We start from the raw sequence: 23,403 nt of genomic DNA on the forward strand, positions 1-23,403 counted from the left end.
CCTCCTTTTACGCCATGGACTGAAGACATGATTACCTGCCATCTGCGCTATGTGATTGACCCTTACAAACTGGCCGAATTCGAAGCGTACGGGCGGTTGTGGATCCCGCTGGTAGAGAAATTCGGTGGCATCCACCATGGCTACTTCCTGCCATCGGAAGGCGCCAACAACATAGCGCTGGCCATGTTTTCGTTCCCCTCCCTGGCAGCCTATGAAGACTACCGCGAGCGCTCTAAAACCGACCCCGAGTGTATCGCGGCGTTCAAGCTGGCAGAGGACAACCGCTGCATTGTCAGTTACGAGCGCAGCTTCCTGCGTCCGGTGTTCCGGTAACCGGGCAGCGACTACGGATTACCAGGGTGAATATTCCGATCCATATTGACAGTCATTGGCGATGAGGAAATACTCGTCGCCAATATTCATATATATGACTATATAACTTGGCGCATAAAGTCTATGAATGCTCTTTCCAGTGATACCCGCCTGCCGCATTACCAACGCCTGCGTGACCATCTGGCTGAGCAGATCGCCAGGAACCGCTGGCGCCCGGGGGAGGCGATTCCTACCGAGGCTGCGCTGTCTGCGCAATATCACCTGTCCACCGGCACCGTGCGCAAAGCCATAGACATGCTGGTCAGTGATGGCGTCCTGGAACGCCAACAGGGTCGCGGTACCTTTGTCCGCCGTCCCCAGTTTCAATCTTCGCTGTTCCGGTTTTTCCGCTTTCAGACGGCCTCCGGCGAACGCCTGGTGCCGCAAAGTCGCATCCTCAGCGTCGAGCCCGTGGCTGCGCCCTCGGCAGTGGCCCAGGCACTGGGGCTGGCTGTCGATGCAGCAGTGATCCGGATTGTGCGTATTCGCCTGCTGGAAGTTCAGCCGCTGCTTGCCGAAGAAATCTGGCTGCCCCGCAGCCGTTTCGAGCCGCTGCTCAAGATCGATCTGAGTGAGCAGGGGCCGTTGCTGTATCCCATCTACGAAGAGATGTGCGGCCAGGTTGTGGCCTATGCCGAAGAAACCCTGACCGCCGAATCGGTCAATGAAGTGCATGCCCGGCTGCTGCAGGTCGAGGTCAACAGCCCGGTGGTGGTGATCGAGCGGCTGGCCCGGGATTACGCCGGTACGCCGCTGGAGTGGCGACGCTCGCGCGGGCATGCCGAGCATTTCCGTTACAGCGTGGATATCCGTTAACCCCCCACCCCTGTGGGCCCGTTGGCCGGCAGGGGGTTCATCGTTGTGTTTGTCATGACTGGCCCGATAGCGGCGCGGTTCGCGTTCGGCTGCCTCAGGTTCCACCCATAAGGATAAGAATCATGTTCAGTTGGTATCGGCAGGTCACTCCCCGGGAGCGAAAAACGTTTTGGGCCTGCTTCGGCGGATGGTCCCTCGACGCGCTGGAAGTACAAATGTTCGGTCTGGCGATTCCGGCGCTGATTGCCGCCTTCGCCTTGACCAAGGGCGATGCAGGATTGATCAGCGCTGTCACCCTGGTGACGTCGGCGATCGGTGGCTGGGTCGGCGGCACGCTGTCTGACCGCTATGGTCGGGTGCGCACGCTGCAGTGGATGATTCTCTGGTTCTCGTTCTTCACCTTTCTGTCAGCCTTCGTCACCGGCTTCCATCAACTGTTGATCGTCAAGGCGCTGCAGGGGTTTGGCATCGGTGGCGAATGGGCGGCCGGCGCAGTACTGATGGCCGAGACCATCAACCCGAAATATCGCGGCAAGGTCATGGGCACCGTGCAAAGCGCCTGGGCGGTCGGTTGGGGTCTGGCGGTCGGGGTGTTCGCCCTGATCTATTCGCTGGTACCGCAGGACATGGCCTGGCGCGTGATGTTCGTGGTCGGGTTGCTGCCTTCGTTCCTGATCATCTGGGTGCGGCGCAATGTCGAGGAGCCCGACAGCTTCCAGCGCATGCAAAAGGAACGTGTCATCCCCCAAAGCTTCTTCAAATCCCTGGCGGGCATCTTCCGCCCGGAACTGATCCGCGTGACCTTGTTCGGGGGGCTGCTGGGGCTGGGCGCCCACGGTGGTTACCACGCGGTCATGACCTGGCTGCCGACGTTCCTTAAAACCGAGCGCAACCTGTCGGTACTCAACTCCGGCGGTTATCTGGCGGTGATTATCTTTGCCTTCTGGTGCGGCTGCGTGGTCAGCGGTTTGTTGATCGACCGTATCGGGCGTCGCAAGAACATTGTGCTGTTCGCGTTGTGCTGTGTGGTCACGGTGCAGTGCTACGTGTTCCTGCCGCTGAGCAATACCCAGATGCTGTTTCTCGGCTTCCCGCTGGGCTTCTTCGCCGCCGGTATTCCCGCAAGCCTTGGGGCCCTGTTTAACGAACTGTACCCGGCGGACGTGCGCGGTGCCGGTGTGGGTTTTTGCTACAACTTTGGCCGGGTGCTGTCGGCGGTGTTCCCGTTCCTGGTCGGGCATATGAGCGAGTCCATGTCCCTGGGCTCGGCGATTGGCATCGACGCCGGCATCGCCTATGGCGTGGCCGTTCTCGCCGCCCTTTGCTTGCCGGAAACCCGTGGCCGCAGCCTTGAAAAATCCACGTCCGTGATCCCGGACGACACCCTTGGCAAAGAGGGCGCCCGTGCCTGAAGCCGCTTACTTTTGTAGATGAAATCCATGTCTGATCCCCGTTCCACAACCCTGACCGGCATCGATAGCCATGCCCATGTATTCAGTCGCGAGCTGAGCCTGAGCGCGGCCCGGCGTTACACCCCGGACTATGACGCGACCCTGGCGCAGTACTTGAAATACCTGGGCGACCACGGTCTGAGTCACGGCGTGCTGGTGCAGCCCAGCTTTCTGGGCACCGATAACAGCTACCTGCTGGCAGCGCTGGAACAGGCGCCCGGGCAACTGCGCGGGGTGGTGGTGCTGGAACCCGGGGTCAAGCCCGGGGTGCTGCACGACATGGCCCGCCAGGGCGTGGTCGGGGTGCGCCTGAACTTGATGGGCAAGGCCTTGCCGGACCTGGCCGAGCCAGTCTGGAAAGACTTTCTGGGCCGCATTGCCGGGCTGGGCTGGCATGTCGAGTTGCACCGTCAGATCGAGGACCTGCCGGATCTTGCACGCCAGCTACTGGCGTCCGGGGTCAAAGTGGTGATTGATCATTTTGGCCGCCCGGACGCACGTCTGGGTCTGGATCAACCCGGTTTTGCGCAAATGCTCGAACTGGGGCGCAGCGGTCGGGTATGGGTGAAAGTCTCTGGTATCTATCGTCTGGGTGGCAGCGAGCGGCAAAACCTCGAGTTTGCCCGGGCGGCATTGCCCTTACTGGTGCAGAACTTTGGCCCGGACCGATTGGTGTGGGGCAGTGACTGGCCGCATACCCAGCATGAACACACTATTGACTATGCCCGGGTGATTGAGCAGTTGCAGGCCCTGCAATGCCCGGCGCCATTGCTGCAGTCGCTGCAGGTGCAGGCGGCTAAAGTCTTATTCGGGTTTTGACTGCAGATCGGTCAGTATCGAGTTTGATCTTGTCAATGTAATCGTGGTCTTGCGGGGCTGCGGTGGTAGGGTCGACAGCATGGCGCTTCATTTCCTTTTCAGTTACCCGGAGACACAGATCACATGGCAACGGCATCAGCGGTAATCGACATCCCGGCTTCGGCCGACCAGGTCTGGCAATTGATCGGTGGCTTCAATAGCCTGCCCGACTGGTTGCCGATCGTCACCCGAAGCGAACTCAGTGAAGGCGGGCGCTTGCGCAACCTGCGCACCGAGGATGGCACGGTGATTGTCGAGCGTCTGCAAACCTTCGACAACGCCGCTAAAACCTACAGCTACTCCCTGACCGAGTCCCCTTTTCCGGTGCAGGACTATCTGGCGACCTTGAGCGTTGAAGCCCTGGGTGACGGCGCGCGAGTGAGATGGTCCGGTCATTTCACGGCGGTCGGTGTCACTGAAGGCGAGGCACAGGAACTGTTCACGGGTGTCTACCAGGTCGGCCTGACAGCGCTGCGCGCCAATTTCCCGGGCTGACAGCCCAATCCTGCAGGAGCCTGTATCCAATGGGGGCTGGCTTGCCAGCGATGGCGGTGGGGCAGTCGATGCATCGGCTTCTGACACTCTGCTGCAGTTTTCACCAAGGCAGCAGTAGTGGCATATTGCTCATAAGCTCATAAAGTCGATATTGGCAAGCTAGACCCTTGAAATAAAACGAAAAACCCGCAAATGGTGGCCATCCAGAATCAGTCCGGGTTGGAAAACTTGTGACTATTTAATGACTTAGGTCAGTATTGCTTTGAAATAAATTGTGCAAAATAACTTGTTACTTATTGTGACACTGGGGTAAGATCGCCCTGCGTTCACCTACCACGGTTTATGCATTTTTAAGCCCCAAGTTTCCATCAGCTACTTGGGCTTTTTTTTGCCTGAGATTTGATATTGGATCCAATTTCTACAAGCGCAGAAACAAAAACGGCGCCCGTTGCAGGCGCCGTCGTCCAGTCATAAAGCCTTAAGCAATCGCTTTCGAACTCCACTCGCCGTTAACCAGACGTTGCAGGCCCAGCGGGTTGCGATTTTGCAACGCTGCCGGCAGCAAGGCGTCGGGATAGTTCTGGTAGCACACCGGACGCAAGAACCGGTCGATGGCCAGTGAGCCAACCGAGGTGCCGCGTGCATCCGAGGTGGCCGGGTAAGGGCCGCCGTGAACCATGGCATCACAGACTTCGACCCCGGTCGGGTAGCCATTGACCAGGATGCGCCCTACTTTTTGCTCAAGAATCGGCATCAGCCACTGGTAGTGCTCAAGGTCGGCCGGTTCGCCAATCAGGGTGGCGGTCAGTTGCCCGCGCAGGGCCAGCAGCGCTGCTTTGAGCTGGGCGTCATTTTCCACTTCGATGATGATCGTCGCCGGACCGAACACTTCTTCCTGCAGCAAAGGATCCTTGTTCAGCAGCAGGCTGACATCGGCCTTGAACAGCTGTGGCTGGGCCTGTGCGCCGGACTGGCTGTGGCCGGCCAGGTGAGTGATGCCTTTATGGCTGAGCAGGTGCTCGACGCCCTTGGCGTAGTTGCGCAGACCGCCCGCATTGAGCAGGGTGTGTGGCGCCTGTTCGGCCATCTGTTGCGTGAGTTGTTCGATGAACGCCGACAGCTCGGGGGAGCGCAGGCCGATCACCAGCCCGGGGTTGGTGCAGAACTGGCCACCGCCCATGGTCACGGATGCGGCCAGTTCCCCTGCCACCTTGCCACCCCGTGCGGCCAGGGCCTGGGGCAGCAGGATCACCGGGTTGATGCTCGACATCTCGGCGAATACCGGAATCGGTTGCTCGCGCTCGGCAGCCATTTTGCTCAGCGCATTGCCACCGTGCAGCGACCCGGTAAAGCCCACTGCCTGAATGGCCGGGTGTTTGATCAGCGGCTCGCCGACGCCGGCGCCGAAGATCATGTTGAACACGCCCTTGGGCATGCCGGTTTTTTCTGCGGCGCGAATGATTGCGCAACCGACCTGGTCAGCCGTTGCCATGTGACCGCTGTGGGCCTTGAACACCACCGGGCAGCCAGCAGCAAAAGCAGCGGCAGTGTCGCCACCGGCAGTGGAAAAGGCCAGTGGGAAGTTACTGGCGCCAAACACTGCCACCGGACCAACGCCGATGCGGTATTGACGCAAGTCCACCCGTGGCAGCGGTTTGCGGTCCGGCATGGCCAGGTCGATACGGGCGCCTAAAAAGTCGCCGCGACGCAGCACTTTGGCGAACAGGCGCATCTGGCCGCTGGTACGACCGCGTTCGCCCTGGATACGCCCGGCGGGCAGTGCGGTTTCACGGCAGACCAGCGCCACAAAGTCGTCGCCCAACTGGTCGATTTCGTCAGCAATGGCATCGAGAAATTCGGCGCGGCGTTCAGGGCTGAGCTGGCGGAATTCGATAAAGGCCTGATCGGCGGCATTGGCGGCGCGGTCTACTTCCTCGGGCGTGGCCTGATGAAAGCGAAAGGGCAGGGCAACGCCGGTGCTGGCATCGAGGCTTTCAAGGGTGACTGTGCCGGCAGCGCTACGGCTGCCGCCGATAAAGTTTTGGCCTGTTACGGTAGACATCGGTTCAATCCTCGCTAGATAGGCTTTAGACGCGCTATGGAACTCAGCGCACAAGACAGGGTTTTTTGTTGTCGTATTTCCAGCCCGGAACAATGTACTGCATGGCGACGCTGTCGTCCCGTGCACCAAGGCCCATACCTTTATACAGTTCGTGGGCTTTGGCCACTGCGTCCATGTCGATGTCCACGCCCAGACCGGGTCTGGCCGGAACCTTGATGTGACCCTCGACAATTTGCAGCGGTTCGCGGGTCAGGCGCTGACCGTCCTGCCAGATCCAGTGGGTATCGATGGCGGTGATTTCGCCCGGTGCGGCGGCCGCCACCTGGGTGAACATGGCCAGGGAAATATCGAAGTGATTGTTGGAGTGCGAGCCCCAGGTCAGGCCCCACTCGTGGCACATCTGGGCGACCCGCACCGAACCCTGCATGGTCCAGAAGTGCGGATCGGCCAGCGGGATATCGACCGCCTGGGACTGGATCGCATGGCCCATTTCGCGCCAGTCGGTGGCGATCATGTTGGTGGCTGTAGGCAGGCCGGTGACGCGTCTGAACTCCGCCATCACCTCGCGCCCCGAGTAACCGTTTTCGGCGCCGCAGGGGTCTTCGGCGTAGGCCAGCACATGGTGTTGATCGCGGCACAGGCCGATGGCTTCCTTGAGTGACCAGGCGCCATTGGGGTCAAGGGTAATGCGTGCATCGGGGAAGCGTTCGGCCAGGGCGGTGACGGCTTCGATCTCTTCCGCGCCGCGCAATACCCCGCCCTTGAGCTTGAAGTCGTTGAAACCGTATTTGGCCTGGGCCGCTTCGGCCAGGCGGACGATGGTTTGCGGGGTCATTGCCTGTTCATGACGCAGGCGGAACCAGTCATCGGCATCGGCTTCACTGCGATAGGCCAGATCGGTCTGCTGGCGGTCACCAATGTAGAACAGGTAGCCGAGCATCTTTACCGCGTCGCGCTGCTGGCCTTCACCGAGCAGGGCTGCGACCGGTACTTGCAGAAACTGGCCCAGCAGGTCGAGCAGGGCGGCTTCCATTGCCGTTACCGCATGGATGGTGATGCGCAGGTCAAAGGTTTGCAGGCCCCGGCCGGCCGAGTCGCGGGCGGCAAAGGTGGTGCGCATGGCATTGAGAATGCTCTGGTAGTTACCGATAGGTTGGCCTACCACCAGGCTGCGGGCATCTTCCAGGGTTTCGCGGATACGTTCGCCGCCCGGTACTTCGCCGACCCCGGTATTGCCGCTGCTGTCCTTGAGAATCACGATGTTGCGGGTGAAGAAAGGGCCGTGGGCACCGCTGAGGTTGAGCAGCATGCTGTCATGCCCGGCCACCGGAATCACCTGCAGGCTGGTGACAATCGGGGCTTTTGCCGCGTGGTGCTGGTGTTCGTTATTCATGTCGTGTTCCTTAAAAAGAGTCAGGGGCCTAGGCGGGTTGCAGAGCTGCAGGCATCACAGCCGCGGGCTTGGGTTTGGTCTTGGCAAAGAACACGATGATGGCCGCAATGATCGAGGTACCGGCCAGGCCGTAAAGCCCGCCCTGAATCGAACCTGTGGTTTGTTCCAGGAAGCCGAAGGTGGTGGGTGCAACGAAGCCGCCGAGGTTGCCGATGGAGTTGATCAGTGCAATCACCGCTGCCGCGATGCGCGCATCCAGATAACCCTGGGGGATCGGCCAGAACAGCGACGACGCCGATTTGAAGCCGATGGCCGCAAAGCAGATGGCAATGAACGCGAAGATCGGACCGCCGGTGGTCGAAAGGAACATGCCCAGCGCGGCAATCAGCAAGGCAGCTGCAATCCAGGCCTGCTGGTACTTGAACCGGCTGGCCAGGGCCGCGAATGCATACATGGCAATGATCGAGATCAGCCACGGGATGGAGTTGAAAAAGCCCACCTGGATATCGCTCAGGTCGCCCATTTTTTTGATGATGCTCGGCAGCCAGAACGTGGCCGCGTAAATGGTCAGCTGGATGCAGAAGTAGATGGCACAGAACAACATGATCTGGCGGTCCTTGAGCAGTTTGCCCAGGGTTGGCTTGACGGTGTTGACGGCATCCCGCTCGCGTTGTTCGCGGTCAATTTCGTTGACCAGCGCATCCTGTTCCTGACGGCTGAGCCATTTGGCGTCATGGGGTTTGGAGTCCAGCCAGAACCAGACAAAGAAGCACAGCAGCACCGAGGCCATGCCTTCAATGATGTACATCCACTGCCAGCCATGCAGGCCCATGCCGGTAATTTGCAGGAGCAGGCCGCTGAGCGGACCGGAAATCAGGGATGCCAGCGCGGAACCGCTGAGGAAGATCGCAATCGCCTTGCCGCGCTCGGCGCCAGGCAACCAGCGGGTGAAATAGTAGATAACCCCCGGGAAGAAGCCGGCTTCGGCGACGCCCAGCAAAAAACGCAGGATATAGAAGTGGGTTTCGTTCTGGATAAAGGCCATCAGGGTGGCGGTGATGCCCCAGGTGAACATGATCCGGGTCAGCCAGATGCGGGCCCCGACTTTTTGCAGCAGCATGTTGGAGGGCACTTCGAACAGTGCATAGCCAATGAAAAACAGCCCGGCGCCAAAGCCGTAGGCGGCGGCACCAATGCCCAGGTCATGCTCCATATGTGAGCGTACAAAGCCGATGTTGACGCGGTCTATGTAATTGACGATGAACATGATGACGAAGAGCGGCAGTACATGCCTCTTCACTTTTTGGATCGCGCGCGCCAGAACAGGATCGTTGGCGGGCGCAGCAGACACGTTGCTGGAAATGTTCACAAATCTGACCCCACTGATTATTTTTATGCGGGTGTGGCTGACCGGTGGCTTGGCCGACCGGTTGACGGACATCATACGAGTTGAGTTTTCGCCTCGCAATGCCCGGAAACAAACCAATAAGTTATAAATGGCCTGTTTGTAATACTTTTAAGTGTATTTACAGGGGGTTAGGCAGGGTTTTAGCGACGGTGTGAAGTTGGGGAGAGCGGAGTGGATCCGGGGGTTTTAAAATTTTGTTGAGTTTTAACAAGGTTGTCATACGAGTTGAGGCCTCTCAGGCTCGAACCAGGTGATAGTATTAAGCCGCCTCAGGTGAAGGGAATAGCCATGCAAGATCAACCGATACGCAAGCGCACGCCGGGTCTGGCCCACGACATCGTGGCCGAACTGACCCGGCAGATTCTGTTGGGGCAACTGGCTCCGGGGCACAAGCTGCCCTCCGAGTCGGTCATCGTCCGCGAGCAGGGGGTGAGCCGTACGGTAGTACGCGAAGCGATTTCCCGATTGCAGGCATCGGGCTTCGTTGAGACCCGGCACGGGATTGGTACCTTTGTTCTTGAGCGCGAAGAGCCCCAGGGCATACACCTGACCAGTGCCACCGCCGCCAGCGTGCGCAGCATTCTTGAGTTGCGCATGGGGCTGGAGACGCAGGCCGCGGCCCTGGCTGCGGGGCGGCGCACAGAAGAACAATTGCTGCAGATGCGTCAGGCGCTGGATGACTATCAGAACGCCCTGGCCAATAACGATGGTAGCGTCGAGCACGACCTGCGCTTTCACAAGCTGATTGCCCAGGCCACAGGCAATACCTACTTCACCGACATCATCTGTCAGCTTGGCCGTACGGTCATACCGCGGACCCGGATCAATGCTGACGAGCGCGGTGATGCCGATTTACAGCAGTTGGGGCAAATGGCCGTGCTTGAGCATGAAGCCATCCTGCGCGCCATCCGCCGCAAGGACCCTGATGCGGCGCGTGCGGCCATGCTGCTGCACCTGAGCAACAGCCTGGAACGGATGACGCTGTGATCAGCGCTTTTTGCCAGGGTATGGATCCGGGCGCTAAGCCAGTCAGGCAGCGTGTTATCGTGCTCAACTTTTCGAGGGGATTTGCAATGCGATTACTGATCGGTGTCTTGGGCGTGGCGATGCTGGCCGGCTGCGTTTCACCTGCAATGAATGATGCCCGCAGCAAAAGCCCGACCCGGGTACTGGCTTCGGCCAAACCGACCCCGCTGGTGGCTGAGTGCATCAAGTTCTCGTGGCAGGACGAAGGGGTGTTCGGGGTGGATGCCAGCGCTTATATCAACTCCGGCAAGTCCGGCGAACTGACGGTTTACACCCGTGACGCCAGTTCCTTTGCCGATCTGGTGCCGCAGGGCACGGGCACGGCAGTCAGTTATTACGCCAAACAGCCGGACGACAGCGCAGCCATGCGCCGTATGGCGATGCTGGCGACATGTCTGTAACCCGGCTGTAACGAATGGACCTGAGACAGGGCTTTGTCCTCACCCGGCATTGGCACGACACGCCGTCGGGCATTGAGGTCGAATTCTGGCTGGCCACCGATGACGGGCCGCAGCACGTGCGCCTGCCTTATCAGACTGCAGTCATGTTTATCCCGGCAGCCCAGCGTTCTGAGGCGCAGGCGTTGCTGCAGGATGAGCCCGGCATTGAGTTTCGTGAACTGGCGCTACAGGATTTTCAGTCACGCCCGGTGCTCGGTATTTACTGCCAGCAGCACGCCCGCCTGATCGATAGCGCCCAGCGCCTGCGGCGTGCCGGGGTCGAGGTGTTCGAGGCCGATATCCGCCCCCCGGAGCGCTTTTTGATGGAGCGCTTTATCACCGCACCGGTGAGCTTCGGCGGCACCTGTGCGGCTGACGGGCCGCTGCGCAATACCCGAATGAAGCCCCATCCCGACTACCGGCCGCATTTGCAACTGGTGTCCCTGGACATCGAAACCAGTGCCCATGGCGATCTGTACTCGATCGCGCTGCAGGGCTGCGGCCAGCGTCAGGTGTATATGCTGGGCAAGGCCACCGAGGCCGATGCGGCGGTGGATTTCGACCTGGAGTTCTGCGCCACCCGTGGCGAGTTGCTGCAACGTTTGAACCAGTGGATGGCCCTGCACGACCCTGACGCGATCATTGGCTGGAACGTGGTCCAGTTCGACATGCGGGTGTTGCACGAGCATGCCCGGCGCCTGGGTATTCCCTTGCTGTTGGGCCGCGGCGCCAGCGAGATGCAGTGGCGCGAGCACGGCACCCGCAACAACCACTTCTTCGCCAGTGCCGCGGGCCGGCTGATTATCGATGGCATTGAGTCGTTGCGCTCGGCGACCTGGTCGTTTCCGTCGTTCAGCCTGGAAAACGTTGCCCAGACTCTGCTGGGTGAAGGCAAGGACATCAGCACGCCGTACCAGCGCATGGACGAAATCAACCGCATGTTCGCCGAGGACAAGCCCGCGCTGGCGCGTTACAACCTCAAGGACTGCGAGCTGGTGACGCGGATTTTCGAAAAAACCCAGCTGCTGACCTTTTTACTGGAGCGGGCCTCGGTGACGGGGCTGGAGGCGGATCGCAGCGGCGGCTCGGTGGCGGCGTTTTATCATTTGTACATGCCGCTGATGCACCGACAGGGTTTCGTTGCCCCCAATGTCGGAGACAACCCGCCCCAAGCCAGCCCCGGTGGCTTTGTGATGGAGTCCCGGCCGGGCCTGTACGAATCGGTGCTGGTGCTGGATTACAAAAGTCTGTACCCGTCGATTATCCGCACCTTCCTGATTGACCCGCTGGGGCTGGTGGAAGGGTTGCGTGAACCCGGTAACGAGACCTCGGTGCCGGGCTTTCGCGGGGCAAGGTTTTCCCGGACCCGGCACTGTTTGCCGGCCATTATCGAGCGGGTAGCCAATGGTCGCGAGGTCGCCAAGCGGGAGAAGAACGCCCCCTTGTCCCAGGCGCTGAAAATCATCATGAATGCGTTCTACGGGGTGCTGGGCTCCAGCGGCTGCCGCTTCTTCGACACCCGGCTGGCGTCGTCCATTACCTTGCGCGGGCACGAAATCATGCTCAAGACCCGGGCTTTGATCGAAGCCCAGGGCTACAGCGTGATTTATGGCGATACCGATTCCACCTTCGTCTGGCTGCGCAGTGAGCACAGTGAGGCCGATGCGGCCCGTATCGGACGCGAACTGGTGCAGCACGTCAACCAATGGTGGCAGGCCCATGTGCGTGACGAGTACGGGCTCAGCAGTGCGCTGGAGTTGCAGTTCGAAACCCACTACAGCCGATTTTTGATGCCGACCATTCGCGGGGCCGAAGAGGGCAGTAAAAAACGCTATGCGGGGCTGGTTGCGCACGCGGACGGGCGCCGGGAGATGGTCTACAAAGGGCTTGAAACCGTACGCAGTGACTGGTCGCCGCTGGCCCAGCAGTTTCAGCAGGCGTTGTACCTGCGCATCTTTAATCGCCAGCCGTATCAGGACTACGTGCGTGACTTTGTGCGCAGTACCCTGGCCGGGGAGCATGACGAGCTGCTGATCTACCGCAAGCGCTTGCGCCGGCAGCTGAGTGACTACGAGCGCAACGTGCCGCCCCATGTGCGGGCCGCGCGGCTGGCGGACGAGTACAACGACCGGCAGGGGCGCCCCCGGCAATACCAGAACGGCGGCACCATCAGCTACGTGATCACCCTGGCCGGCCCCCAGCCGTTGGAGAACCGCACGGCCGGGCTGGATTACGATCACTACCTGACGCGCCAGCTACAACCGGTGGCGGACGCGATTCTGGCGTTTGTCGACGATGATTTCAGCGCACTGGTGGGCGGGCAGCTGGGCTTGTTTTAAGCGTCGCTGGCCGGGGTTGCCTTGGACTTGGCGCGGTCTTTGGCGGCCTTGGCTTCGGCGGCCAGGCACTCCAGGCAAAACTGTTCGGCGTAACTCATGATGATCTCGGTGGTATCACCCTTGATGGTGCGCGAACCGGCAAGGATGTAGCGCATGCGCTTTTCCGTCACGCCGATGCGCTGGGCGATCCAGGCCGGAGTCTGGCCAATGCGGTCCACCAGCTTGTTGGCGTATTCGGTGGAGTGGTTGTAGCGTTCAGCGTTGGGAAACATAGGGGTTCCATGGGGCGGGAATTAAAGCCGGACGGCAGGTTACTCCTTTTCTTCGCGCCCTGCAGTTGCGTAGTCGCGTCAAGGTCTGCTGCGCAGTCCATCGCAGCTTCGTGACTCGTCAGCGACCACTGACCTTATGAACTAGAGTTCCCCCCAAACCAACAGACACGAGAGGGATCTACATGACTGCGCTGGACGTTTTTTGGGTGGGGCTGGGAGGTGGCCTGGGCTCGCTGCTGCGATGGTGGATCGGGCTGCGGGTCGGGCAGTTTTATAAAGGCAAATTTCCGTTGGGCACGTTTCTGATCAACGTCAGCGGTGCCTTTGTTATCGGCTACCTGAGCATTCTGTTTGCCGTGGACTGGCGCGACCGTTATGGCGATGTAATGAATGCTGCCGTGCTCACCGGCATTCTCGGTGGCTATACCACATTCAGCAGCATGCAACTGGACGCCTCCAAACTGGCCAACGCCAGGGACCGTGCACTGGCTGGCGGCTATCTGATCATTTCGGTACTGGTGGGTCTGGCCGCTGCCGCATTTGGCGCCTGGCTGGCGCGCTGACAAGGAGCAGGGAATATGCTGAATCTGATTATTCTGATTTTCGTCGGTGGGGCATTCGGTGCCATGTGCCGCGAGTTTGTAATGCTGTCGATACCACGCCTGGCCGACGGTTTTCCCATGGATATTTTTGTCGCCAATATCGTCGCGGCATTCCTGTTGGGCGTCGCCACTTCGCTGTTCAAGAGCAACCGGATCAATCAATACGTACACGTAATGATCGGCACCGGGATCATGGGCGGGCTTTCTACTTTTTCCAGTTTTGTATTCGGTGCGGTGGAGATGATGAAAGATCCGGGCGGGGTGCTGCTATCCATCTGCTATCTGGTGGCCAGCCTGGTGGTAGGTTTTGCCGCGGTTGAACTGGGCCTGTTCGCCGGAGCCAGGGTTAAACCATTGCCAGCGACAGATTAAAGCCCTGACCCTGCAGGAGCGGGCTTGTTCGCGATCGTTTGATCCTGAAAAGCTCGCTCCTGCAGTTGCAGCCCGGGTCAGGCCAGGGAAGTACGTTTGCCAAAGAACATTTCGGTGATCAGGTCCTTGTTGATTTCATCCCCCTCAAGGGTGCGTACCAGCAACTCACTGCCCAGCAGCGGCAACGACAGCACCATGGTCGGGTTGACGCGTTTGACCTTGGGCATGTTCCGCGTTTCATTGACCAGCGCGATGATCTGGGTGTCGTCACCGGCTATTTCCTTGGCCGCCAGAATGGTGAAGACGTTTTCGGCGTCACTGTCGCACAGGGTCACGATGTACTTGGCATCCGCGGCCCCGGCCAGTTTGAGGGTGGCTACCGACGATGGATCACCTTCAATGATGTCGGCCTTTTCCGGTAGCTCGTGCTGGCTGCCGGTGGCGCACACAACGGTGACATGCTCACCACGATCGCTCAGGCCCTTGTAAATGTTCTGGGCCAATGAGCCGACGCCGACAAGGATGTAGTGATTTTTACGGGCCATATGGGTAATCCTGCCTTTAACGATTCGTTGGATGTTGTTGCTGATCAGCGGGCCGGCAATGGACGCCACCGAGATCGCGAAGATGGTGATGCCCAGAATGATCACCGTCAGGGTGAAAAAACGCGCATCGGTGGTGTGCGGCACTATGTCGCCAAAGCCTACGGTGGACATCACCACAATGGCGAAGTAAAACGCCGACGGCAGGTCTGTCACCGCCGGTGCGAACTCTTCGCCCAGGTAAAGCGTGCCCAGGGTGCTGTAGACAATCAGCGAGGCGATGCTGACCACTGCAAAGAAGCTGCCGGTGGCCAGGCTGTAGTGGTCAAACCGGCGCCAATAAAAGGCCAGTACCGCAATGGTGAAGATCGAGAAGAAGGTGATGCCGCCGGGCTTTTTCAGAATGAAAAAATCAACGCAAACCGTAGCCACCAGCAGCAACAGGGCGAAGAACCAACTGATGCGGGACTTGATCAGCAGCCCCAGTGACATCAGCACCAGAACAAAGCCCACCACGAACCCGGGTATTTCCAGCAAGGCCAAAAAGCTTAGCGCCTCCTTCCAGGTGTCAAATGAGCCACCAGCCTCATTGGAGTGCGCAACCCCCCGTTGCAGCACCGGCAAGAACAAGAGAAAGCCATTGATGGCCACCAGCAAGGCGACCCCGTAGGCAAAGGAAAGCCGATTTTTTACGTCCTGTAATAAAGTCATAGTACCTACGACGCGTCTGTTGAGAGGTGGATGGATTTTAGGCCAGGTTTCGCAGGCTGCCCGCAGCAGGCCCGCACTGTGACAAATTTCATCAGGTATTGGCTCCCAGTTGGTCGTAACCGCGCAGATAGTAGTTAAGGCCCGAGATCAGCCAGCACAGCACAAACATGCCGATGATCCAGTAGCCAATTTGGCCGAAGTTTTCGTTGATGGCATTGATCGGGGTCCAGATCCCGCCGGTTAATTCAAGCTTGTCGGCGATCAGGCCCAATGCTTCGATCCCGCCGATAAACAGGGCCACCACCACCGAAGCGGCGGTGATGGTGATGTTGTAGTAAAGCTTGCGCACCGGTTTGGAGAAGGCCCAGCCGTAGGCGCCGATCATCACGAAGTTGTCCAGTGAATCGATCAGGGCCATGCCCACCGCAAACAGCACCGGGAACACCATGATCGACCACAGGCTGATGCCGTGTGAGGCGCTGGTGGCACTGATACCCAGCAGGCCGATCTCGGTGGCAGTGTCGAAGCCCAGGCCGAACAAAAAACCAACCGGGTACATGTGCCAGCTTTTATCCACCAGATTGAACAGCCGGCCAAAGATCCGCGCCATCAATCCACCCTTGTTGGCGACCAGCAGGTCGAGTTCTTCGGGGGCCAGTTGCTGGCCGGCCTTGACCTGTTTGAACTTCTTGTACACCGACAGCAGGATCACCAGGTTGAGCAGGCCAAACAGCAGCAGGAAGGCGGAAGAAACCAGGGTGCCAATCAGGCCGCCGGTTTCATGGAACCAGGCCATGTCGTCCTTGAATGCCATGGCTGTGGCTGCAATGGCGAAGGATGCCAGCACCACGATGGTGGAATGTCCCAGGGAGAACCAGGTACCCACGGCAATGGGTTTTTTGCCTTGTTGCATCAGCTTGCGGGTGACGTTGTCGATGGCGGCAATGTGGTCTGCATCCACGGCATGCCGCAGGCCGAAGCTGTAAGCCAGTAACGCGGTGCCCATCAATACCGGGTTGGCGCCGAACTCGATAAAAGCCCAGGCCCAGGCAAGCAGGTTGGCAGCGATCAGGCCGATCAATAAATAGATGGCGCGCCGCGTCGTGCTGGACGACTCGATAGCGGGCGCTAACCGGGCGATAGCTGTCATTGAAAAATTCCCTGTAAAAGTCGGGCGTTATTGACGGTGATGCGGCATCACATCCTTATTCGGGACCAGGAATAGCCATGACGCCAGAACAAACGGCATGGTCAGGGTCGGGATGCCAACGGGTGCCAGTAGCGTATTCAAGGCGCCCTGTACAAATACAGTGAAAATCACCCCGATCAGGGTATAGATCAGCACGCGCCGGCTGGGCTTGTTGAAGGTCGAACCCAGGGCGATGGCCGTCAGTACGGCACTGAATGCATACATCCCGTTATTGACGCTGGTGTGTTCGGCCTGCAGCACCGTGGCCACCAGAATCGCCAGCAGCGAACCGCACAATCCAAACACTGCGGCCCATACCGAGGACACCGCCAGCCCCGCCAGCAGCAGCACGCTGCCAATGACACTGCTGAACAGGAACACTTCGGAAATGCCGTAGAAGGTGCCATCGACCAAATGGATGCCGTCGAACAGGCTGCTGTTCACCGCGACCAGCTCATGGGGCAGGTTGGGTACCGGCAAGACGCTGCTGTTCAGGCCGCCAAAGGCATAGCTGGCCAGTAACATGATCCAGGTCACCAGCACGAAAGGGGCGGTAAGGGCGGCGACTTTCCACGTCTTGAGAATGTCGGCGATGCAAATCATGACGATCACCGAGACCATGCTGCCGAGGATGATGCACAACCAGAGCGCCGGTGTGACATCCAGAAATGTTGGCAAGGCTGCCCCCACCAGGCAGCCGTTATAGCCATACAAACCGGCTTTCCAGGATTTACGGTCCTTGAGGTTCAAGCCGGTAAGGGTAGCAACCACAGTACCCAGTACCGCGCCATAGGCCACCGCGGGGTTGCCCTCACCATAGGCACCGACAAAAATCGCGGCAAAAAACAGCAGTCCGGTCAGCGGATTGTTCTGGAACATGACCTGGGCACAACCGCGCAGGGTAACGTCTACGAACTCCAGAAAGACGTTACCTTGGGTCAGCTGTGACCACTTGGACGTAGGGGCTGATGCAGCATCCATATTGACTCTCCCGATTGTGCACTTGGCCAGATCCATCGCAAGGGGAGCCGGCTTGCCAGCGAAAGCATCACTGCGCAGTGTCAGTCAAACCGCTTTGCCTTTATCGCGGGCAAGCCGGCCCCCACAGGATCCATTTGGTATTTCCTATCGCCACAAAAATTGCGGTTGCAACGTCAGGCCCAGAATCTCTTCACGGGCGACTTTCCAGAACTCGCGCACCTGCGCTTTGACTTCACCGCTGTCATTGCCCAGCACTTTGAAAATCAGCCCGCAGTTGTTTGGCAAGCGGGTGACACCGCTGGCAATTCCTGCCTCCATGTCGAAGATCGCAGGGACGCGCTCGACTATCCGGTCGTGATGCTCCTTGGGGGTCAGCAACACGACGTTGCCGAACACATCGAAGGTTTGCATGACGCCGATGGCGTCCAGGCTTTCCTCTTTCGGTTGCAGAATGTACTTCTCGACAAACAGTTCCTTGCCTTCAAGGTTTTCGGCCGTGACCCGTGAGGAATACACGTCAAAGCCGAAACGCTCGTCGACATGGTGATACTTGCGTCCCGACATCAGGATTTCGCAGTAAATCGCCGTAGCCGTAGGGTGGATACTGATTCTGGTTTCGGTGATAAACCGCGCATTGCGATGGGGGATCAAGGGATCGGGCATGAACTCCAGGTAGCCATCTTCTTCAACCCGAAAATTCTGGATTTGCGAGGCGTAGTTGGCGTTCATCGAGTGCACTTTGGTCGCCGACTGGGTGGTGACGTGCCCGCAGGCACCCACCCCGACATTGACATCAGTGGCCAGGCGATCGCCCTGCAGGATGCAGCCCGAGGTCGAAATCATGGTCACGCAGGGCAGTTCGGGCATTATTTCGTCCCAATACAGTGCCCGCTGCACCAGCGACGGAACCCGCCGCTCCATGTCCGCCAGCACGCTGCGGTTGCCGCGTTTTTCAAAACCAAGGCGCAAGTAACCACTTTTGCCGACGGCGCCGCTGCTCATTTGCGGCGGCTCGTCCTGATACTGCGCAAGCTCCGGCGCATCATTACCCAATGAGTGAGCGCGAAGCCTTGAAGGGTTGTTCACGATCTGGCATTGGGCTGTCATGCAGTGACCTCACTCTTGGCCGCCGGTTTCTGGGCGAACAGGAACATGTGTTCGATCATGTCCACCAGCTCTTCGATGCCCTGGCCGGTCTTGCAGTTGGTGAGGATATAAGGACGGTTGCCACGCACCACCTTGGTGTCGCTTTCCATCACATCGAGGCTGGCGCCGACGTAGGGTGCCAGGTCGATTTTGTTGATGATCAGAATGTCCGCCTGCACCAGTCCCGGGCCGTTCTTGCGGGGGATTTTTTCGCCTTCGGCCACGTCAATCACGTAGATGTAGAAGTCGGCCAGGGCCGGGCTGAAGGTCAGGGTCAGGTTGTCGCCACCGCTTTCGATCATGATCAGGTCGCTGTCCGGAAACTTCTCTTCCATTTCCTCGACTGCGGCAATGTTCATGCTCGGATCTTCACGCACTGCGGTATGCGGGCAGGCACCGGTTTCGACCCCCAGAATCTTGTCTTCGTCGAGGATGCCTTTGAGCGTGCGCTTGACCTGTTTGGCGTCTTCGGTGGTCACGATGTCGTTGGTGATGATCAGCGGCTTGTAGCCACGGTTGATCAGGATCGGAGTGATCACTTCGATGATCGCGGTTTTACCAGAGCCGACCGGGCCGCCAATACCAATGCGAGTAATCTTTTTCACGATAAATTCCTTAACAAAAATTGAAGCTGATTCAGCGTCGACACAGGTCAGCGCTGTTGATCCGGATTCGCTTGCAGCATCAGTTCATAAATAGCCGCACGTGGGCTTTGACGTGGACGGCAGCCAGCACGTCGACAATCGGCACATAGGACGACATTTGCTCGATATCACCGATTTCGGCGATGTCGCAGAACGCTTCAATGTCGTGGTTGAGTTCGAACAGGATGTGCTGGGTGTCCAGGTGCGTGACCCGCATCAAGCGCATCGCGGCGCTGAGAATGGTCATGGCCACACCGTACTGGTGCATCACCACCACCTCGCGGGCGCCAATGCCCTGGGTCGACATCACTACCGCCTGGGTGACGGGGTAGGTGCCCGCTGCATTACCGGCCTTGATCTGCTCCAGCCACCAGCGCACCAGCGGTTTCTCGACGACATGGATCGACATTTCTGCCAGTTTTTTGCCCATGCGCGTGGCCATCAACCGGCTTTCTTCGTTGAGCTTGCGGTTATTTACGGCCCAGTCGGCGCGCAAAATTCCGTCACGATCATCATTGCTGGCCGCGCGGTGGGCGGCGACCACGCCCATGCCATCACAACTGGCCGCTTGTTTGAGGGCGGTGAGGACAAAGCCTTTGAGGGTCGCGACATCGTGGACGATGCCTTTCTGAATGGCGGATTCAACGCCGTTCGAGAACGAAAAGGCACCCACTGGCAATACGGAATCGCCAAACTGCATGATGCGAATTAGATCAGATGCGTTCATCTAGGCGCCTTCTTGCCGGATTTAATGCTTATGGTCGTGATCGTGGTGCGAGTGGCCGTGGTCATGCCCGTGACTGTGGCTGATACCGTCGCCATGGCTGTGCAGGCCCTGGATCTTGAGGGCGGCAGCATCGAGCTTGTCTTGCGGGCTGGCGACGTGAACGTGGGTGTCGGTTTCTTCGGCGCCGCCAAACAGCAGGCGTGCTTCGGAGGTGGTGAGCTTGGGCAGAATCTCGGCGCCGCCAATAAAGGCGTACGGCAGATGCTGGAAGCCGTGGGTGCGCATCACCGAATCCATCATTTTGGTTTCGACCGTGAGCGGGATGTACACCTCGTTGTTCTTGGTCACCGCTTTCCAGTGCTGGTTACCCAGGGCGTGGCCCAGCTCGAAGCTGGTTTTGATCAGTACGTCCAGGGGCTGTTTTTTCAGCTCCTTGAGGTCAATCACCATCACGTCGCGCAGGTTCAGCTGCACCACCACGGCGGTGCGCGATGGCTCATCCCACATCAGTACATCGCCATCGGACAGCACTACGTTGCGTTCCAGCGAAATCCCCAGATCGAGCCCGCCGATACTGGTGCGCCGGCAGCGGCTTTTTTGCGCTTCACGCTGGTCAAGCACCAGCAGGTCGACGTTGGCGCCTTCCAGTTTCTGTTTCCAGACCGGGTCTTTCTTGGCATTGCCCAGAATGTGTTCAATCAAAATCACGTTGCAAACTCCTTCCTTGATTGTTACGGACCACACCCTGCGGGAGCCGGGCCTGGCGACACAGACGCAACTGCGTGGTCTGCATCGCCGGGCCGGCTCCCACAGTCTCAGCCAAAGAAATAACGCTGGTTCATCGCGGCCGTATCTATGGGTTTGCACGTGGCGTGCACGCCATCGACCTTCACGGCGAAGGTTTCCGGATCGACCTCGATATGCGGGGTTTTATCGTTACGCACCAGATCCCTTTTGGAGACGGTCCGGCAACCGCGCACCGCCATCACTTGACGCTCCAGCCCGGCTTTTTCCTTGACGCCGTCATCCACTGCTGCCTGGGAGACAAAGGTCACGCAGGTGTCTTGCAGGGTTTTGCCCTGGGCGCCAAACATCGGGCGGTAGTACACAGGCTGCGGGGTTGGCAGCGAGGCGTTCGGATCGCCCATGGCGGCCCAGTTGATCATGCCACCCTTGATCACCAGCTTCGGTTTGGCCCCGAAGAAGCGCGGGTCCCACAGCACCAGGTCGGCCATTTTGCCGACTTCCACCGAGCCCAGCACGTGGCTGATGCCCTGGGCGAGAGCCGGGTTGATGGTGATTTTGGCCACGTAACGCAGCACCCGGAAGTTGTCGTTGTCGGCGCTGTCTTCCGGCAGCTTGCCGCGGGAGGCTTTCATCGCGTGGGCGGTCTGCATCACCCGCAACCAGTTTTCACCGACCCGGCCCATGGCCTGGGAATCGCTGGAAAACATCGAAATCACGCCCATGTCCTGCAGCACGTTTTCGGCGGCGATGGTTTCCGGGCGCACCCGGCTTTCGGCAAACGACACGTCGGCCGGCACGTTCGGGTTGAGGTTGTGACAGACCATGATCATGTCGAACAACTCGGCCTGGCTGTTGATGCCATAGGGCAGGGTCGGGTTGGTGGAGCTCGGCAGCACGTTGGTCTGGCTGGCGACCTTGATGATGTCCGGGGCGTGACCGCCACCCGCACCTTCGGTGTGGAAGGTGTGAATGGTGCGACCTTCGAAAGCGTCGATGGTGTCTTCGACGTAACCGCATTCATTGAGGCTGTCGGTGTGCACCGAAACCTGGACGTCCAGTTCATCGGCAGTACGCAGCGCGTGACGCAGGGCGTTTGAAGTTGCGCCCCAGTCCTCGTGAACCTTGAACCCGGCAACCCCGGCGATCACTTGTTCGACCAGCGGGTCGCGACCATAGGAGTTGCCTTTGCCCAGCATGCCGACGTTGATCGGCAAGCCTTCGAGTGAGCGCAGCATCTGGCGGATGTTCCAGGGCCCCGGGGTCACTGTGGTGCCATTGGTGCCGTCAGTCGGGCCGATGCCGCCGCCAAAGAAGGTGGTCACACCGTTGGACAGCGCGTGATAAGCCTGTTGAGGCGAGATCAGGTGAACGTGGGTGTCGATCCCGGCAGCGGTCAGAATCAGATGTTCGCCGGAGATGGCGTCGGTGCTCACACCCACCACCAGGCCCGGGGTTACGCCATTCATGGTGCCCGGGTTACCGCTTTTACCAATCCCGGCAATCTTGCCGTCGCGGATGCCGACGTCGGCTTTGATCACGCCCTGGATCGGGTCGATGATGGTGACGTTGGTGATCACCAGGTCCAGTACGCCGTTATCGCGGGTCAGGGTGTTGTCGGCGCCCATGCCGTCACGCAGGGATTTACCGCCGCCGTATACGGACTCGTCGCCGTAACCGCGTAAATCCTTTTCAATTTCGACAAACAGGTTGGTATCACCCAGGCGGATCTTGTCGCCCGTGGTCGGGCCGAACAGGCCGGCGTATTCTTTGCGTGAAATGGTAGGCATCGGTGGCTCCTTTCTAATGCCGCACGGGCGTCAATAACTCAACGGCGCGAGTGCAAAGTATGGGAATGCGTTGATTACTTGGCGGGCTTGGAAAACTTGAAGCCGTGATCGCGCGCGCGCTGGATCGCTTGCAGTTTTTCCGGGCGTTCATGGTTGCTGGTCAGTTTGTCCGGCGCCCAGCCATCCACCAGGTTGTTGAAGCCGTACAGGGTTTGCTTGCCACCGTAAGGCACCAGCGACACTTCAATCTCGTCACCCGGCTCGAAGCGGATCGCAGTGGTTGAGGAAATATTCAACCGTTTGCCAAAGGCCTCTGCGCGATCGAATTCAAGTGCACGGTTAACTTCGAAAAAATGAAAGTGCGAGCCGATCTGAATCGGCCGGTCACCGGTGTTACGCACCTTGACCTTGGTTACCGGGCGATCTTCGTTGAACACGATCGGGCTGCTGGCGTAGATGCAGCCACCCAGCGGCACGTCCTGTTCATTACCCTGATGCACACCGCCAGGGTTTTTGGCATGGGGGATCTTGTGATCCGGATGGGTATCCTGGTGCGGGCTTGCTGCACTGGCGGGAGTCGCGGTTTTTTTGCTGCTCATGACTGATTCCTCAAAACGGGTCTGTCTTGCGTTAGCCGGATGTCGCGGGCGCCTTTACTTGATCGGGTCGTGGACCGTAACCAGGCGGCTGCCATCGGTGAAAATCGCTTCAACCTGAACGTTGGGAATTAGGTCACTGACGCCTTCCATGACATCGTCTTTGGTCAACACCTTGCTGGCTTCATTCATTACGTCTTCAACCGACTTTCCGTCCCGTGCGCCTTCCAGTGCGGTCACGGTGATAATCGAAACTGCTTCCGGATAGTTCAACTTCAAGCCACGAGCCTTGCGTCGCAATGTAGTGGTCAACTCATCCCGGACACGGTTTTGAGTTTTTCTTCCGTTTTCGCTGGGGCCAATCCATCGTTAAATTGATGAGGTCGGATCCAGTTGTAGTGATGCATCAGGTACTGGCTAATATCTC

At 59.1% G+C, this 23,403-nt stretch carries 23 protein-coding genes and 1 pseudogene; 10 read left to right on the plus strand and 14 right to left on the minus strand.

Features of this window, described 5'->3' with window-relative positions; genetic code table 11:
• Nucleotides 1-27: 27 nt before the first annotated feature.
• From JQ845_RS22155 to JQ845_RS22175, 5 genes are all read left to right on the plus strand, one after another.
• Nucleotides 28-333: an NIPSNAP family protein gene (locus JQ845_RS22155; RefSeq protein ID WP_203009468.1), complete on the plus strand. Its 306-nt coding sequence runs from the start codon at nt 28-30 to the stop codon at nt 331-333.
• Nucleotides 334-456: 123 nt separating this feature from the next.
• Nucleotides 457-1,188, plus strand: a complete 732-nt coding sequence (locus JQ845_RS22160; RefSeq protein ID WP_003444995.1) for a GntR family transcriptional regulator — start codon at nt 457-459, stop codon at nt 1,186-1,188.
• A gap of 122 nt (nt 1,189-1,310) precedes the next feature.
• Entirely contained in the window at nt 1,311-2,600 is a 1,290-nt protein-coding gene (locus JQ845_RS22165) for an MFS transporter (RefSeq protein WP_003444993.1), read from the plus strand.
• Between the two features lie 27 nt (nt 2,601-2,627).
• Entirely contained in the window at nt 2,628-3,458 is an 831-nt protein-coding gene (locus JQ845_RS22170; protein ID WP_161719926.1) for an amidohydrolase family protein, read from the plus strand.
• Between the two features lie 123 nt (nt 3,459-3,581).
• On the plus strand, nt 3,582-3,992 hold the full coding sequence (locus tag JQ845_RS22175; protein WP_010657207.1) for an SRPBCC family protein: 411 nt from the start codon (nt 3,582-3,584) through the stop codon (nt 3,990-3,992).
• Nucleotides 3,993-4,470: 478 nt separating this feature from the next.
• Here JQ845_RS22175 and JQ845_RS22180 read toward each other — a convergent pair whose 3' ends face one another.
• Genes JQ845_RS22180 through JQ845_RS22190 form a run of 3 tightly spaced genes read right to left on the minus strand, consistent with a single transcriptional unit; the run spans nt 4,471 to nt 8,816 of the window.
• Nucleotides 4,471-6,054 carry an aldehyde dehydrogenase (NADP(+)) gene (locus tag JQ845_RS22180; RefSeq protein ID WP_161719928.1) on the minus strand — a complete coding sequence of 528 codons (1,584 nt, stop codon included), beginning with the start codon at nt 6,052-6,054 and terminating at the stop codon, nt 4,471-4,473.
• A gap of 43 nt (nt 6,055-6,097) precedes the next feature.
• A complete protein-coding gene (gudD, locus tag JQ845_RS22185; RefSeq protein WP_203009469.1) occupies nt 6,098-7,447 on the minus strand; it encodes a glucarate dehydratase in 1,350 nt (449 codons plus the stop codon).
• A 28-nt stretch (nt 7,448-7,475) separates the two neighbouring features.
• Nucleotides 7,476-8,816, minus strand: a complete 1,341-nt coding sequence (locus JQ845_RS22190) for an MFS transporter (RefSeq protein WP_029612923.1) — start codon at nt 8,814-8,816, stop codon at nt 7,476-7,478.
• Nucleotides 8,817-9,143: 327 nt separating this feature from the next.
• Between JQ845_RS22190 and JQ845_RS22195 the strand changes: the two genes are divergently transcribed.
• The 3 genes from JQ845_RS22195 to JQ845_RS22205 all read left to right on the plus strand — a co-directional run bounded on the left by JQ845_RS22195 (nt 9,144) and on the right by JQ845_RS22205 (nt 12,660).
• A complete protein-coding gene (locus JQ845_RS22195; protein WP_203009470.1) occupies nt 9,144-9,842 on the plus strand; it encodes a FadR/GntR family transcriptional regulator in 699 nt (232 codons plus the stop codon).
• 86 nt (nt 9,843-9,928) lie between these two features.
• Nucleotides 9,929-10,282: a hypothetical protein gene (locus tag JQ845_RS22200; RefSeq protein WP_203009471.1), complete on the plus strand. Its 354-nt coding sequence runs from the start codon at nt 9,929-9,931 to the stop codon at nt 10,280-10,282.
• 14 nt (nt 10,283-10,296) lie between these two features.
• Nucleotides 10,297-12,660, plus strand: coding sequence for a DNA polymerase II (locus JQ845_RS22205; protein WP_160627908.1), 2,364 nt, complete (start codon nt 10,297-10,299; stop codon nt 12,658-12,660).
• Here the strand turns inward: JQ845_RS22205 and JQ845_RS22210 are convergent.
• The gene (locus JQ845_RS22210; RefSeq protein WP_003444976.1) at nt 12,657-12,932 is read right to left on the minus strand and encodes a hypothetical protein; all 276 of its coding nucleotides are present in this window, start codon (nt 12,930-12,932) and stop codon (nt 12,657-12,659) included. The genes JQ845_RS22205 and JQ845_RS22210 overlap by 4 nt on opposite strands.
• Nucleotides 12,933-13,114: 182 nt before the next feature.
• Between JQ845_RS22210 and JQ845_RS22215 the strand changes: the two genes are divergently transcribed.
• Nucleotides 13,115-13,495, plus strand: a complete 381-nt coding sequence (locus JQ845_RS22215; protein WP_003444975.1) for a fluoride efflux transporter FluC — start codon at nt 13,115-13,117, stop codon at nt 13,493-13,495.
• Nucleotides 13,496-13,510: 15 nt separating this feature from the next.
• Entirely contained in the window at nt 13,511-13,906 is a 396-nt protein-coding gene (gene crcB, locus JQ845_RS22220; RefSeq protein ID WP_003444974.1) for a fluoride efflux transporter CrcB, read from the plus strand.
• Between the two features lie 77 nt (nt 13,907-13,983).
• On the opposite strand, the gene kch is transcribed toward crcB, so the two are convergent.
• The 10 genes and pseudogenes from kch to JQ845_RS22270 form a co-directional block, all read right to left on the minus strand.
• Nucleotides 13,984-15,159 (minus strand): voltage-gated potassium channel protein, encoded by a 1,176-nt coding sequence (gene kch / locus JQ845_RS22225; protein ID WP_010657204.1) that lies wholly within the window; start codon nt 15,157-15,159, stop codon nt 13,984-13,986.
• Nucleotides 15,160-15,250: 91 nt separating this feature from the next.
• Nucleotides 15,251-16,309 (minus strand): HoxN/HupN/NixA family nickel/cobalt transporter, encoded by a 1,059-nt coding sequence (locus JQ845_RS22230; protein WP_003444972.1) that lies wholly within the window; start codon nt 16,307-16,309, stop codon nt 15,251-15,253.
• 27 nt (nt 16,310-16,336) lie between these two features.
• Nucleotides 16,337-17,329, minus strand: a complete 993-nt coding sequence (yut, locus tag JQ845_RS22235; protein WP_127196404.1) for an urea transporter — start codon at nt 17,327-17,329, stop codon at nt 16,337-16,339.
• A 144-nt stretch (nt 17,330-17,473) separates the two neighbouring features.
• Entirely contained in the window at nt 17,474-18,436 is a 963-nt protein-coding gene (locus JQ845_RS22240; protein WP_029612920.1) for an urease accessory protein UreD, read from the minus strand.
• Nucleotides 18,433-19,080 (minus strand): urease accessory protein UreG, encoded by a 648-nt coding sequence (ureG, locus tag JQ845_RS22245; protein ID WP_003444969.1) that lies wholly within the window; start codon nt 19,078-19,080, stop codon nt 18,433-18,435. The genes JQ845_RS22240 and ureG overlap by 4 nt, the downstream gene beginning before the upstream one ends.
• Nucleotides 19,081-19,159: 79 nt before the next feature.
• Nucleotides 19,160-19,846, minus strand: coding sequence for an urease accessory protein UreF (locus tag JQ845_RS22250; RefSeq protein ID WP_003444968.1), 687 nt, complete (start codon nt 19,844-19,846; stop codon nt 19,160-19,162).
• Nucleotides 19,847-19,867: 21 nt separating this feature from the next.
• Nucleotides 19,868-20,554 carry an urease accessory protein UreE gene (locus JQ845_RS22255; RefSeq protein WP_003444967.1) on the minus strand — a complete coding sequence of 229 codons (687 nt, stop codon included), beginning with the start codon at nt 20,552-20,554 and terminating at the stop codon, nt 19,868-19,870.
• A gap of 107 nt (nt 20,555-20,661) precedes the next feature.
• Nucleotides 20,662-22,380: an urease subunit alpha gene (locus tag JQ845_RS22260; protein WP_003444965.1), complete on the minus strand. Its 1,719-nt coding sequence runs from the start codon at nt 22,378-22,380 to the stop codon at nt 20,662-20,664.
• 179 nt (nt 22,381-22,559) lie between these two features.
• A pseudogene (ureB, locus tag JQ845_RS22265) lies at nt 22,560-22,979 on the minus strand (urease subunit beta); the annotation flags it as partial.
• 54 nt (nt 22,980-23,033) lie between these two features.
• Nucleotides 23,034-23,288 (minus strand): urease subunit gamma, encoded by a 255-nt coding sequence (locus JQ845_RS22270; RefSeq protein ID WP_203009473.1) that lies wholly within the window; start codon nt 23,286-23,288, stop codon nt 23,034-23,036.
• Nucleotides 23,289-23,403: the final 115 nt, after the last annotated feature.

Origin of the sequence: Pseudomonas paraversuta, assembly GCF_904063065.1 — a bacterium.
GTDB classification, from domain to species: Bacteria; Pseudomonadota; Gammaproteobacteria; order Pseudomonadales; family Pseudomonadaceae; genus Aquipseudomonas; species Aquipseudomonas paraversuta.